This is a genomic window from Paraburkholderia phymatum, from assembly GCF_040965635.1.
GTDB lineage: Bacteria > Pseudomonadota > Gammaproteobacteria > Burkholderiales > Burkholderiaceae > Paraburkholderia > Paraburkholderia phymatum_B.
The window spans coordinates 579,047-591,650 of sequence record NZ_JBFRCH010000001.1; the positions used below are offsets into that span (position 1 = coordinate 579,047).

10 protein-coding genes and 1 pseudogene are annotated in these 12,604 nt (G+C 65.5%); 7 read left to right on the forward strand and 4 right to left on the reverse strand.

Annotation, left to right across the window (positions count from 1 at the left end; translation table 11 throughout):
• Positions 1-10 precede the first annotated feature (10 nt).
• Positions 11-1,054, forward strand: coding sequence for an L-threonylcarbamoyladenylate synthase (locus tag AB4Y32_RS02640; RefSeq protein ID WP_368719835.1), 1,044 nt, complete (start codon positions 11-13; stop codon positions 1,052-1,054).
• A gap of 208 nt (positions 1,055-1,262) precedes the next feature.
• Here the strand turns inward: AB4Y32_RS02640 and AB4Y32_RS02645 are convergent, their stop codons facing one another.
• The 3 genes and pseudogenes from AB4Y32_RS02645 to dacB all read right to left on the reverse strand — a co-directional run bounded on the left by AB4Y32_RS02645 (position 1,263) and on the right by dacB (position 5,066).
• Positions 1,263-2,468, reverse strand: coding sequence for an SGNH/GDSL hydrolase family protein (locus AB4Y32_RS02645; protein WP_368719836.1), 1,206 nt, complete (start codon positions 2,466-2,468; stop codon positions 1,263-1,265).
• A 294-nt stretch (positions 2,469-2,762) separates the two neighbouring features.
• Positions 2,763-3,215: pseudogene (locus AB4Y32_RS02650) on the reverse strand (sterol desaturase family protein); the annotation flags it as partial.
• Positions 3,216-3,440: 225 nt separating this feature from the next.
• Positions 3,441-5,066, reverse strand: coding sequence for a D-alanyl-D-alanine carboxypeptidase/D-alanyl-D-alanine endopeptidase (gene dacB / locus AB4Y32_RS02655; protein ID WP_368719837.1), 1,626 nt, complete (start codon positions 5,064-5,066; stop codon positions 3,441-3,443).
• 422 nt (positions 5,067-5,488) lie between these two features.
• On the opposite strand from dacB, the gene AB4Y32_RS02660 reads away from it, so the two are divergent.
• From AB4Y32_RS02660 to AB4Y32_RS02685, 6 genes are all read left to right on the forward strand, one after another.
• Entirely contained in the window at positions 5,489-6,151 is a 663-nt protein-coding gene (locus AB4Y32_RS02660) for a response regulator (protein ID WP_368719838.1), read from the forward strand.
• 4 nt (positions 6,152-6,155) lie between these two features.
• Positions 6,156-7,457 carry an ATP-binding protein gene (locus tag AB4Y32_RS02665; protein ID WP_368719839.1) on the forward strand — a complete coding sequence of 434 codons (1,302 nt, stop codon included), beginning with the start codon at positions 6,156-6,158 and terminating at the stop codon, positions 7,455-7,457.
• Positions 7,458-7,571: 114 nt separating this feature from the next.
• A complete protein-coding gene (locus AB4Y32_RS02670; protein WP_368719840.1) occupies positions 7,572-9,080 on the forward strand; it encodes a DegQ family serine endoprotease in 1,509 nt (502 codons plus the stop codon).
• A 235-nt stretch (positions 9,081-9,315) separates the two neighbouring features.
• On the forward strand, positions 9,316-9,813 hold the full coding sequence (locus AB4Y32_RS02675; RefSeq protein WP_368719841.1) for a carboxypeptidase regulatory-like domain-containing protein: 498 nt from the start codon (positions 9,316-9,318) through the stop codon (positions 9,811-9,813).
• Positions 9,814-10,253: 440 nt separating this feature from the next.
• Positions 10,254-10,718, forward strand: a complete 465-nt coding sequence (locus tag AB4Y32_RS02680) for a DUF427 domain-containing protein (RefSeq protein ID WP_368719842.1) — start codon at positions 10,254-10,256, stop codon at positions 10,716-10,718.
• Between the two features lie 33 nt (positions 10,719-10,751).
• The gene (locus AB4Y32_RS02685) at positions 10,752-11,498 is read left to right on the forward strand and encodes a CoxG family protein (protein WP_368719843.1); all 747 of its coding nucleotides are present in this window, start codon (positions 10,752-10,754) and stop codon (positions 11,496-11,498) included.
• Positions 11,499-11,549: 51 nt separating this feature from the next.
• On the opposite strand, the gene AB4Y32_RS02690 is transcribed toward AB4Y32_RS02685, so the two are convergent.
• Positions 11,550-12,602, reverse strand: coding sequence for a helix-turn-helix domain-containing protein (locus AB4Y32_RS02690; RefSeq protein ID WP_368719844.1), 1,053 nt, complete (start codon positions 12,600-12,602; stop codon positions 11,550-11,552).
• Between the last annotated feature and the right edge of the window lie 2 nt (positions 12,603-12,604).

Consider the following 12,604-nt stretch of genomic DNA (forward strand, 5'->3'; position numbering starts at 1 on the left):
GGTAGCTGTCATGCCGGATCAAACGAAACCTGCCGACACGGCGTCGCATGTCGGCGCCGACGAGATCGCGTACTCAGCGGCGCTGCTCGATGCAGGACAACTCGTGGCGTTTCCTACGGAGACGGTCTATGGGCTGGGCGGCGATGCGGAAAGTCCCGAGGCGATAGCGCGCATCTACGCCGCGAAGGGCAGGCCGGCGAATCATCCCGTCATCGTGCATCTCGCGCCGAACGGCGATCCGAATTATTGGGTCGAGCAATTGCCGTCCGATGCGCAGCGTTTGATCGACGCATTCTGGCCGGGTCCGCTTACGTTGATTCTCAAGCGCGCCGCACATATTCCGGCTGCGGTGAGCGGCGGTCAGGATTCGGTCGGACTGCGCTGTCCGTCGCATCCTGTCGCACAGGCGTTGCTCGAAGCATTCAGTGCGCTGCGCAACGGACATGGCGGCGTGGCCGCGCCGTCGGCGAACCGCTTCGGGCATGTCAGTCCGACCACCGCGCAACATGTGCGCGACGAGTTCGGCGATGCGATTCATGTGCTCGATGGCGGGTCGTCAGATGTGGGTATCGAATCGACGATCATCGATTTGTCGCGCGGGTTTCCTGCGCTGCTGCGCCCGGGTCACGTGACGCCGCAAGATATCGCCGACGTGCTCGGCGAGATGCCGCGTTTGCCGGACGGAACGGATGCAAGCGCGCCGCGCGCGTCCGGCACGCTGAAGGCGCACTATGCGCCGCGCACGCCGCTCGCGCTGCTGCCGTTCGACGTGCTCGAACCGATGCTGGCCGCGCGCGCGCCCGACGAGCGCGTCGCGCTGGTCGCGCGTGCCTCACGCGCGGGGCGCTGGGCCGACGCGGAAGGCGTGCATTTCGTCGCCGCGCCGGAAGATCCGCATCTCTACGCGCGCGATCTGTACGGCTTGCTGCGAGCGTTGGATCGCGCGAACGTATCGCGCATCCTGATCGAGAAGTTGCCCGATACGATCGAGTGGATCGCCGTCAACGACCGGCTCGGCAGAGCGGCGGCCGCGTTCGAGGCGCACGAGTCCTGACGGCTCAACGGTCCGTCTCCAGCGGTTCATTGCCAGCGCTTCGCGCGCGATGCCCAAAGCCAACGCGCAAGTAAAATTAACGCGCAAGCAAAATTAACGACCAAAAAGACAAAGCCCGACTCACAGAGAGCCGGGCTTTTTCGTATTGAATGGAAGTCCGGGAAGCCGTCAGCGGGAAGCGTGCTCCCGCCAGGCGCCGGATGCCCGCTTACTTGCCCAGACCCGTCGCCGCGATCTGTTGTTCGACGTACGTGGCGAATGCAGCGTACGCGTGGGTTGTCGGATGGAGCTGATCGGCGAAGACATACGACTGGTCCGCGCCCGCGACCGTCAGTGTCTGCGGCGAGCAGAACAGCGACGAGCCGAATTGCTGGCCGTACTGCTGCGCCGTCATGCCGCCGACCAGCACCGACGGGTTCGCCGTCGCATAAGCGGTTGCGTTCTGTTCCATCTGCGTGATGTTGCAACCCGTGCCTGTCGCGTTGGTGAATCCTTGCGACTGATAGCTGCCGAGCAACTGATGCAGCCAGATGAACGAGCTGACCTGAATCACCTTCGTATCGATTCCGGCCGTCTTCAGGCCGTTCGCAACCAGCGCGTTGTATGCGGATACGATGCCCGTGATCAGCGCCGGCAGTTGCGGAGCGTTGTTCGCTGCCGCCTCGCCCGTCGCAAGCGGCGTCAGGCCGATGTCCGGCACATCGACCACGACGACGTGCGTCGCACCGTTCGACAGCGTGGTGCCGACGAGGCCCACGAAGCTCTGAATCGTCGTCTGAAGCTGCGTTCCGACCGCCGTCCCGATGATCAGCTGCTGTTGCTGCACGGTGGTGGCCGTCGCGAGCTGGGTCTGGAGGTTGGTCATGAACTGTGTGTTCTGCAGCAGTTGCAAGATGTCGTTTGCGCCGCCGTTGATCAGCACGAGTTGATTCGAGTTGAAGCTGCCGTGATCCGTCAGGTACTGCGTGACCTGTGACTTGACGGGCACGGTCGTGGCCGCCATGTTGTTAGGCGCGAAGCCGATGCCGACCGGGTTCGCCACATCGGAGCCGCCTTGCGCGTAACCGAAGCCGCCATTGGCCTTCAGCGGCTGGCCGAAGCCGCCGACGTAGGCGGGCGTCAACGTATCGCCGTAATACTCGGCGACCTTCTGCGTCCACACTTCACCGGGGTTCGTCGTGAAGCGCCCGCCGCCGAAGTTCGCAGCGATCACGGGCGAATACGTACCGGCGTCCGACAGACTGTCCCCGAACGACACCACCTGCAGCTTGACCCCACCCGCGGGCGCGCTGCTCGCGTTGTTATTGTTGTTGTCACTGCCGCCGCCGCACGCGACGAGCGTCGCGAATGCTGCGCACGCGACCGCGATCCGTGCGAGGCGCACGATGCCGGCGTTGTTCGATGCTTGCTTCATAAGGTCCTTATCTCCTCGTATGTATTTGGCCTCGAGCGATCCGTCTCTTGAGCCACCTGATGCAGGCAGTGGCCAGCGTCGTGTGGACGCGGCGACGGCTTTGCAAAAACTTTCCTCTGCTATTCGATTCCTGGCGACTAGACGGCCGCATCGTTGTTCTGCCGCGTGTGTCCTGCCGATTCAAAAGCATTCATTGCGCCGCGAAGACTCGCGTGATGCTGCACGGCCCACGCAGGCGGCGCGAGCAGCGCGTTCAGCCGGTTGCGCCAGCCGTGCACACGCAAGACATCTCGCGCCATCGAACGCCAGCGGAACCCAGAAGGCCCACATGCCCGCGACGGGATACATGAGGCTCTGCCGGAACGCCGTCGAGAAGTTCATCCGTTCCGACGAGTGATGCACTACATGCGCGGCCCACAGCCAGCGCACGCGATGGCTGCAGCGATGAAACACGTAGTAGAGCAGGTCCTGCGCGACGAACAGTACGGCGAACGACAACCAGCCCGTGTGCCAGTCGAAGAGACGGTAATGCTCGTAGCACCACGCATAGACGGGAATGACGAACAACCAGGCGAGCTTGTCGGCGCCTTGATGCATCAGCGCGAGCGCGGTGTTGCACGACGTGTCGCGCCAGCTGTAGATGCGCGTTTCGGGATGCGTGCGCCGCACGTGCCACGCTTCCCAGCCGATGCACGCGAGAAAGACCGGCGCCATGGCGAGCAGGAGCAATTCGGCATCGAATTGCATTGACGTCTCCCTCCGAGGGTCCCTGCGGCCTCCTTCAGGAGGCCGGCATTGTCGTTATTGTTTGAATGCGCGTCGTTCGACGAGCGGCGCGCATCGTGTGCGGCTTGCGCGCGATGGTTGCCAGCTTGTGCCTGCTTGTGCTCGTTCGCCGACGCCATTTTCATACTGCCCGACAGCGTACAACGCCTCGCGACGCGCCGCGCAGCGCTTCGCTAGAAGGAATCCTCAGTGAGCGCCGCGCCGCTGAGGGTTTGTCCTGGTCTTGCGGTGGGGCGCCGCGCTGCGTTCCGCAGCGACCGGCGCGGCTGTTTCCGCGAGCATTGTCGAAGGTCCCTGGTACACCCATTCGAGCAGTTCGTCATGCGCGGCGCGCGCCGCTTCCGCATGCGGATCGTTGATCAGGCTGACCACCACGTAGCTCTGTCCATCTGCGGAAGCAACGTAGCCCGCGATCGCGCGCACGTCGCGCAGCGTGCCCGTCTTGATGTGCGCATTGCCGTTGACGGGCTTCGACGTCAGGCGGTTGCGCATCGTGCCGTCCACGCCGACCACGGGCAGCGAATCGACGAACACCTGCGCGACGGGACTCGCGTTCGCGCTTTGCAGCAGATCGGCGAGCGCGAGCGCCGTGATGTGCTCGTTGCGCGAAAGGCCCGAGCCGTTGTCGAGCGACAGGTATTCCATCGGCATCGCGCTGCGACGCAGGAACGATTCGATGGCCGCAGCCGACTTCGCGGGCGTCGCGGGCGGCTTGCTCGTGACGGCGCCGATCGTCAGGAACAGATTGCGCGCCATCGTGTTGTTGCTGAACTTGTTGATGTCGTGAACGATGTCCGACAGCACCGGGCCCTGGTGCGTCGCGACGAGCTTCGCATCGATGGGCACGGCGCCTTCGCGCGTCGTGCCTGTGAACGTGCCGCCCGTCTGCTGCCACAGCGCGAGGAAGCCGCCCGCGAAGAACGTCGTGTGATCGAGCACGGCCACGTTGACGGTGCGCTCGCCACAGCGCAGCGGATAGTCGCCGATGAACGACGCATTGACGACACCATTGGAAGCGGGCGTGACGGCGGGTGTCACGAGCTCGCCGCGGCACGGGCCGCGCGTCGCGCGCAATTCGTTGTCGATCTGCAATTGCGCGAGCGCGGGCAGCACGTCGATCTGCACCTTGCCGTCGTCGTTCGGCGACATCGTGAACGACAACGACTTGAACGCATACAGCAGCGGATCGGGGCCGACGTTGTACGGCGCGTTCACGTCGTCGTCGAACGCGGGCAGGTCGCGCGTCGACGGATCGAAGAAGCGCTTGTCGAGCACGAGCGCGCCGTCGATGCCCATGATGCCCGCCTTGTGGATCTTCTGGACCAGATCGATCAGCTCTTCGGGCACGAGCTTCGGATCGCCCGTTCCCTGGATGTACAGATTGCCGTGCAGCACGCCGTTGCCGTCGACGTCGCCGTGCGCATACGCAGTGGTCTTCCAGCGGTAGTCGGGGCCGAGCATCGAGAGGCCTGCGTAGGTCGTGACGAGCTTCATCGTCGACGCGGGCATCATCGGCTGGCCGGCGTTCAGCGCGAGGACAGGCGTGCGGTCGCCGACCTTTTCGACGACGACGCTGATCGACGACAGCGGCACATGCGCGCGCTGCAAGCCTGCCATGACGGGCGTGGGCAATACCGTGGTGACGTTGACGGCGGGATGCTGCGCTTTCTTGCGCGCCTGCGCGGGCGCGGCGACGGCGAGTGCGGCACAGGCGAACAGCACGACGGCGGCGCGCGAGACCGTCAACGATCTGAAGCGGCGCCCGAGCGAACGGGCATACGACGAAACAGGTGAAACGAAGGCGTGCGGCATGTAGAAGAAATTCGGCGAATGATCAGCGCAAGCCGGTGTCGCGGCGCACGGGCGGACGACGCAAACGCAGCGCGGCAAGCACCATGACAAGCAGCGTGGAACGAACGGCCCGGAAAGGCAAATGCAAGCACCGGCAAGGCGAAAGAGACGGCACGGCCGATGCAAAAGCGCTCATTGTAGAGAGTTGCCGTGACGCCGCGAACAAAAAGATGAGGCGCGTGTCGTGCGGCGCGCAGTTCGGCGTGAGCTCGGTGTATGGCGCGCGCCACGCCGCGTCCTGCGGCGCATCGCGAGGACATGCAGCGCGCATGCACCGGGCATCTATGCAGCGCTCGGGCGCTAGAATGCTGGCATCGGAAGACCATCCCTGAACACAACGGCCGGAACACAACAGCCGGAACAGCCGGAACGGATACAAAGCGATGCGCATACTTCTCGTTGAAGACGACCGGATGATCGCCGAAGGCGTCCGCAAGGCGCTGCGCGGCGAAGGCTTCGCGGTCGACTGGGTGCAGGACGGCGAGTCCGCGTTGAGCGCGGCGGCGGGCGAGCCTTACGATCTCATGCTGCTCGATCTCGGCTTGCCCAAGCGCGACGGCCTCGACGTGTTGCGCACGCTGCGCTCGCGCGGCCATCAGTTGCCCGTGCTGATCGTCACCGCACGCGATGCCGTCGCGGATCGCGTCAAGGGGCTCGACGCCGGCGCCGACGATTACCTCGTCAAGCCGTTCGATCTCGACGAACTCGGCGCGCGGATGCGCGCGCTGATCCGCCGCCAGTCGGGACGCAGCGAATCGACGATACGCCACGGCAATCTGACGCTCGACCCCGCGTCGCATCAGGTAACGCTCGACGGCGCGCCCGTCGCGCTGTCCGCGCGCGAGTTCGCGCTGCTGGCCGCGTTGCTCGCGCGGCCGGGCGCCGTGCTGTCGAAGAGCCAGCTCGAAGAGAAGATGTACGGCTGGGGCGAAGAGATCGGCAGCAATACCGTCGAGGTCTATATCCACGCGCTGCGCAAGAAGCTCGGCGCGGAACTGATACGCAACGTGCGCGGTCTCGGCTACATGATCGCGAAGGAAGCCTGACACGATGCGTTCGATTCGCCGTCAACTGCTGTTCTGGCTGCTTGCTATCGTGTTGCTCGGCGTCGGCATTGCGGGCTGGCTGATCTACCGTCAGGCGCTCGCCGAAGCCAACGAACTGTTCGATTACCAGCTGCAGGAAATCGCCGCCGCGCTGCCCGCCGAACCGTTCTCGCAAGTGCTCAGCTCGCGCGATACGGGCGACGAAGGCATCGTGCTGCAGATCTGGAATCGCAACGGCGTGCTGATGTACTACTCGCATCCGCGCGCGCCGCTCGCGCCGCGCGCCGAACTCGGCTTTTCGACGGAGCGCACCGAGCGCGGCGACTGGCGCGTGTATGGCGCAATCGTCGGCGATAACGTCGTGCAGCTTGCGCAGCCGGTGTCGGTGCGCAACCGGCTCGCGGCGAACGTCGCATTGCGCACGCTGTGGCCGCTGATCGTTCTGCTGCCGCTGTTGGGCGTGGCCGTGTGGGGCGTCGTCGGACGCGGGCTTGCGCCTTTGCGGCGCGTCACGGGCGCGCTTGACACGCGCCACCCCGAGGCGCTCGACCCGCTGCCCGACTCGCGTCTGCCGCTCGAAGTGCAGCCGCTCGTGCGCGCGTTGAACGGCCTGCTCGAACGGCTGGCGGGCGCGCTCGATACGCAAAAGGCCTTCGTCGCCGATGCCGCACATGAATTGCGCACGCCGCTCGCCGCCGTGCAGATTCAGGCGCAACTGGTGGCGCGCGCGCACGACGAAACGGAGCGCCGCGAAGCGCTCGACGATCTGCAAGCGGGCGTCACTCGCGCGACGCGTCTTGCCGAGCAGCTACTGGCGCTCGCGCGCTCTGAACCGGACGGACACGCGGCAACGGCCGCCGTCGATCTCGACGAGCTGGTTCACGAATGCGTGACCGCCTATCTGCCGCTCGCGCACGAGCGCAGCGTCGATCTCGGCATCGAGGCGAGCGAGCCGGCGACCGTCCCCGGCGATGCCGAAGCGCTGCGCGTGATGCTCAACAACCTGATCGACAACGCAACCAAATACACGCCGTGTGGCGGACGCGTCGATGTGTGTTTGCGCGTCGAAAACGGCAGGCCCGTCGTACAGATCGCCGATAGCGGCCCGGGCATTCCACGCGGCGAGCGGGAGCGCGTATTCGACCGTTTCTATCGCGTCGGCGCGGGCGCGAATCGCGCGCGCACCGATGTGTCGGGCAGCGGTCTCGGGCTCGCGATCGTACGGCGTATTGCGTTTCAGCACCACGCGACCGTCTCGCTCGACGATGCGCCCGCCGGCGGTCTGCAAGTCAACGTGCGCTTTTGAATTTGCCGCACGCGCAGGGCTTTCATCCCGTTAGCGTTGTTTAAGATTGATTTAAGCGACGCCACGTACTCTTCGAGACATCAGAGTCCAATCTCTCCCAGTCAGGAGTACGCGATGAAACCAAGAATGCTGACCCGTAGCGCCGTTGCAGCGGCCGTCGTTATTGCCTTGTCGGCAGGCTACGTCGCCGGCCACCGCAACGTACCCGCTCCGCAGGTGATCTCGCCCGCGCAGGCCGCCGCGATGATGCCCGCCGAGGCCGCGGCGAAAACGGGCATTCCCGATTTTTCGGGCCTCGTCGAAACGTATGGTCCCGCTGTCGTCAACATCAGCGCGAAGCACGTCGTGAAGCAGGCATCGATGCGCGGCAACGGCAATGGCAACGGCCAGTTGCCCATCGATCCGAGCGACCCGTTCTATCAGTTCTACCGCCACTTCTTCGGCCAGATGCCGGGCATGCAAGGCCCGAACGGCGGCGACGACGGCGATCAACCGAGCGCGAGCCTCGGTTCCGGCTTTATCGTCAGCGGCGACGGGTACATCCTGACGAACGCGCACGTCGTCGACGGCGCGAACGTCGTCACCGTGAAGCTCACCGACAAACGCGAGTTCAAGGCGAAAGTGATCGGCGCGGACAAGCAGTCGGATGTTGCAGTTCTGAAGATCGACGCGAAGGATCTGCCGACCGTGAAGATCGGCGATCCGCGCGCAAGCAAGGTCGGCCAGTGGGTCGTCGCGATCGGCTCGCCGTATGGCTTCGAGAACACGGTGACGTCGGGCATCATCAGCGCGAAGTCGCGCTCGCTGCCGAACGAGAACTACACGCCGTTCATCCAGACCGACGTGCCCGTGAATCCGGGTAACTCGGGCGGACCGCTCTTCAATCTGCAAGGCGAAGTGATCGGCATCAACTCGATGATCTATTCGCAGACGGGCGGCTTCCAGGGCCTTTCGTTCGCTATCCCGATCAACGAGGCGATCAAGGTCAAGGACGATCTCGTGAAGACGGGTCATGTGAGCCGCGGACGTCTCGGCGTCGCCGTGCAGGGCATGAACCAGACGCTCGCCGATTCGTTCGGCATGAAGAAGCCGCAAGGCGCGCTCGTCAGCTCGGTCGATCCGGGCGGTCCTGCCGCGAAAGGGGGCTTGCAGCCGGGCGACGTGATCCTGTCGGTGAACGGCACGGACGTGACGGATTCGTCGGATCTGCCGTCGCAGATCGCGGGCCTCAAGCCGGGCACGCAAGCCGATGTCAAGGTATGGCGCGACAAGTCGACGAAGGACGTGAAGGTGACGATCGGCTCGCTGTCGGATGCGAAGGTCGCGTCGAACGACGAAAGAGGCCCCGCGCAGATGCAAGGGCGCCTCGGCGTCGCCGTGCGTCCGCTGACGCCGCAGGAGAAGAGCGGCGCATCCGTCTCGCATGGTCTGCTGGTGCAGGATGCGGGCGGCGCGGCGGCCAGCGCGGGCATCCAGCCGGGCGACGTGATTCTGGCCGTCAACGGACGCCCCGTGTCGAACGTCGATCAGCTGAAGCAGGCGGTTTCGGCGGCGGGCAACAGCCTCGCGCTGCTGATCCAGCGCGACAACGCGCAGATCTTCGTGCCCGTCGATCTCGGCTGACGTTCGGATGACAATCGGCTGATGCTGGACTGATGATCGGCTGTGACCGGTAAAAGCTGCCGCTCCTGGAAAAAGGCGGCAGCTTTTTTTCATGCGCGCGCGGTGCGTGCCTGCCGTACGGGCACCGATTTACGGCGCTGCGAGGGAATGTCGGCAATGGCGAACGAACGGGCATACAGCTTGCGTGCGTACGCTCGTCAGGACTGTTTGGGATCGCCAAAAAAGGAGCCACGCAATGATCCATCGTCGTATCGTCGCACGCGCCGTGACGGCCGCGACCGCGACAGTTCTCACGCTCGGCCTCGCAGGCGGCGCCTTCGCGCAGCAGGCGAGCGAAACCTCGGGCGGCAGCACCACCGATAACACGAGCGCGGGCAACATCAACGGCGGCGGCCTGCCGCAGGTTCAGCAGCAGGGCGATGTGGCGTACACGTCGGGCGGCGTCGGTCTCGACGAATCGAAGGCGCTGCTTGCGGCGCAAAGCCAGTGGCCGTTGTCGCTGCGCTTCACGGGCCCCGGTTCCGACTACCTCGCGGACGTCAAGGTGAAGATCGTCGATGCGCACAGCGCCGACGTACTCGACGTGACTTCGCGCGGACCGTACATGCTGGTCAGGCTGCGTCCTGGCCGCTATACCGTGCACGCTTCCTACAAGGATCGCGACCAGTCGAAGGCCGTCACGGTGCCGGCGAGCGGCACGGCCAAGGCGGGCTTCTACTTCGCCACGCAGTAAGCTGGCCGGAGTCGCCCGCAAAGCGCGTCGGGAGCGACGGCAGGCGGGGGCGGGAGACTGTGCAGGCTGTGCAACGCGCGGCCCGACGCATGCCGAAGGGCTTACCTGAGACCGCGCCAAACGCCCCGTCCGAGCGCGGCGTGGGCACGGCGCAACACGTGCGCGCCGGCAATCGCGTCTGCAATCGGTAGAGACCCCATCCCGCCAACGAAGGTTGCGCAATCCGGCTGCGTTTGGTCAATAATGAAGCCACGAACACGCTCGTGGCTTCGTCGTATCGAAGTTCGCCATATCGAAGCGAAGCCCACGCTGCGTGGCCGAGGGAGACGCGCCCCGCAGAATCACAACGAGGCGGCGCGTGCCGCGAGTGCCGGGCTGACGGTTCAGCCATACGGCCAGTCGGACAGGATAAGCACGTGCCCATCAGCGGAGCGGACGACATGAACGATGCCCCAGCTAGCGGAAGCGCCGACGGCGCGGACGGCGCCGATGCCGTACGAGGCGGCCGCTCCGGCGATGCGTCCGGTGGTGCGCCAGCGCACGGCGGGCAAGGGCAGGCGCACCATACGATCCGTATTACGACCAATCGTCACCGGGTGCGCGTGATCCATCAGGGCGTGACATTCGCGGATACGTTCGGCGCGCTCACGCTGAGCGAAACCGGCTATCCCGACGTCTTTTATTTTCCCCGCGCAGACGTGAACATGGCGCGGCTCGAACGATCGACTCATAAATCGCGCTGCCCGTTCAAGGGTGAAGCGTCGTACTTTCATCTTCGCACCGAAGACGAGGTCATCGAAAACGCAGTCTGGTGTTATGAAAACCCGTTAGAAGAGGTCAAGCAGATCACGGGTTATCTGGCGTTTTACGCATCGCGCGTCGACCGCATCGATCAGACATCCTGATCCCGCAGTCGTGCGTATTTCGGGGAGGCTGCCATGGAATTGAACGACGCGTTGAGAGTGCCGCTCGCGCCGTCCGAAGTCTGGGACGCGCTGCAGGATCTCGCGTTGTTGCGCGCGAGTCTCGACAACTGCGAGTCGCTGCGCCGGCTCCAGGGCGGCGAATATCTGCTGACGATGACCGTGCCGCTCGGGCCATTGCGCGCGCACTACCAGATTCGCGCGCATGTCGCGAGCGAGGACGGCCCGGACAGCGACAAGCCGCACCGCACGCTGAATTTCAAGGCGCGCGCGGAGGGCGTCGGCTCGTTGCGCGGCCAGATCGACGTATCGCTGCGCACCGACGATGCGCTTCATTTGCCGGGTCGCGGCCCGAGCACGCGCATCGATTATTCGGTGTGGGCGACCGCGACCGGGCCGCTCTCGGAACTGCCTGCGCGCCAGATCGAAAACGCGCTGCACGAGCTCGCCGACGATTTCTTCACCGAGTTCTGCGCAGTCGTTCAGGCGAAGCACGGCAAAGGACCGAATCGCGCGACGGCCACGCAGGGGCGCCGCCAGCATGTATTTCTGCGGCCGATCAGCCTGAGCGGCGTCGCGCGCCGCGCGCGGCTGCACGACCAGCACCACGGCGGCACGCTGACGGGCCGCGCCGCGCATTCGCTCCTGCACGGCCTGCATCACGAGCACGATCCGCACGTGCTGCCCCACTGGGCATGGGCCGCGATGATTTTCTTCGTCGCGCTGCTGCTCTACATCGCGCGGTACTTCACCCAGGGCTGACGGCCTTCGTGGCTGTCGGCCCGACGAATCGCGGGCCGGGTCTGCCGCACGTCACACGCCGCGAAACTCCCGCCGCCATGCGGACGGCGATGTCCTGAACGCGTCTGTGAAATGCTGGCGAAGCGAAGCCGTCGAGCCGAAGCCCGCCATCCCCGCAATCGATTCGATCGACTCGTCGGTGCTCTCGAGCAATTGCTGCGCGCGGGTAAGCCGTTGCGCGAGCAGCCACGCGCCGACCGTCGTACCCGTCGCGGCCTTGAAGTGACGTGTGAACGTGCGGCGGCTCATCGCCGCACGGCCGGCGAGCGAATCCAGCGTATGCGGCGCGTCGAGCGTACCGTTCACCCAGTCGAGCAGCGCGGCGAGACGATCACCGCGCACGTCGTGCGGTATCGGCTGCTGCACGTATTGCGCCTGTCCTCCCTGACGATGCGGCGGCACGACGAGCCGCCGCGCGACATAGTTCGCGCTTTGCGCGCCGCACAGCTTGCGCACGACGTGCAGACAGCAGTCGAGTCCCGCCGCCGTGCCTGCCGACGTTAGGATGTCGCCGTCGTCGACATACAGGACTTGCGGATCGACCTTCACCTTCGGGAAGCGGCGCGCGAAGTCGCTGGCCCATGCCCAGTGCGTCGTCGCGGGACGCCCGTCGAGCAGGCCCGCGGCGGCGAGCACGAACGCGCCGAGGCACAAGCCGACCAGCTGCGCACCGCGCGAGTGGGCGGCGCGCAATGCGTCGAGCAGCGCTTCGGGCGGATCTTCGTGCGTGTCGCGCCAGGTCGGCACGATGATCGTGTCCGCATCGGCGAGCGCTTCGAGGCCATGCGTCGCGGCGATCGAGAAGCCGGCTGTCGTCGACAGCGGGCCCGGCTCGATCGAACAGACGCGAAAATCGAAAATGGGCACGCCGCCGTCACTGCGGTCCTCGCCGAACACGACGCAAGGCACGGACAGATGAAACGGGCTGATGCCGTCGAACGCGAGCGCGGCGATCACATGCTTGCGCGGCCTTTTCTCCGTGGCGTCGCGGGTGACGGTCCTGACGCGGCGGGGCGTTGAGACCACAGCGTGAGCAAGAGCGGAATGGGAAGCGTGGCGGGCCATTC

What these genes read in the sequence shown, in the direction of transcription:
- AB4Y32_RS02640 (WP_368719835.1), top strand. Translation starts at nt 11, where the DNA reads ATGCCGGATCAAACGAAACCTGCCGACACGGCGTCGCATGTCGGCGCC.
- AB4Y32_RS02645 (WP_368719836.1), bottom strand. Translation starts at nt 2,468, where the DNA reads ATGAAGCAAGCATCGAACAACGCCGGCATCGTGCGCCTCGCACGGATC.
- dacB (WP_368719837.1), bottom strand. Translation starts at nt 5,066, where the DNA reads ATGCCGCACGCCTTCGTTTCACCTGTTTCGTCGTATGCCCGTTCGCTC.
- AB4Y32_RS02660 (WP_368719838.1), top strand. Translation starts at nt 5,489, where the DNA reads ATGCGCATACTTCTCGTTGAAGACGACCGGATGATCGCCGAAGGCGTC.
- AB4Y32_RS02665 (WP_368719839.1), top strand. Translation starts at nt 6,156, where the DNA reads ATGCGTTCGATTCGCCGTCAACTGCTGTTCTGGCTGCTTGCTATCGTG.
- AB4Y32_RS02670 (WP_368719840.1), top strand. Translation starts at nt 7,572, where the DNA reads ATGAAACCAAGAATGCTGACCCGTAGCGCCGTTGCAGCGGCCGTCGTT.
- AB4Y32_RS02675 (WP_368719841.1), top strand. Translation starts at nt 9,316, where the DNA reads ATGATCCATCGTCGTATCGTCGCACGCGCCGTGACGGCCGCGACCGCG.
- AB4Y32_RS02680 (WP_368719842.1), top strand. Translation starts at nt 10,254, where the DNA reads ATGAACGATGCCCCAGCTAGCGGAAGCGCCGACGGCGCGGACGGCGCC.
- AB4Y32_RS02685 (WP_368719843.1), top strand. Translation starts at nt 10,752, where the DNA reads ATGGAATTGAACGACGCGTTGAGAGTGCCGCTCGCGCCGTCCGAAGTC.
- AB4Y32_RS02690 (WP_368719844.1), bottom strand. Translation starts at nt 12,602, where the DNA reads ATGGCCCGCCACGCTTCCCATTCCGCTCTTGCTCACGCTGTGGTCTCA.